The following is a 223-nucleotide window of genomic DNA, read 5'->3' as shown; positions in this document are numbered from 1 at the left end:
CGGTGTTGTGAACCCGACTCCGGCTCCCGCGCCGCAAATTAGCCCGGTATTGCAGGAAGAACAATTAGGTTTGAAGCGCGTAGTGGCCATTGCGCGGTTTTCTGACGAAACAACCAGAGCGAATAACTTTCTGGTCGACAAACAAGGTAACCGATTGGGTAAACAGGCTTCTGATATTCTGGCCAGCCGCCTTACCGCAACGCAGAAATTCATTATGTTAGAA

At 50.2% G+C, this 223-nt stretch carries 1 protein-coding gene; it reads left to right on the top strand.

The window, feature by feature from the left end:
- Positions 1-223 (top strand): CsgG/HfaB family protein (locus NLF92_RS14005; protein ID WP_254102883.1); only part of this gene is annotated, 223 nt, incomplete at both ends.

Source organism: Opacimonas viscosa, assembly GCF_024199005.1.
GTDB lineage: Bacteria > Pseudomonadota > Gammaproteobacteria > Enterobacterales > Alteromonadaceae > Opacimonas > Opacimonas viscosa.
The sequence above is the reverse complement of the archived record's forward strand: the minus strand, read 5'-3'. Positions and strand labels throughout refer to the sequence as shown.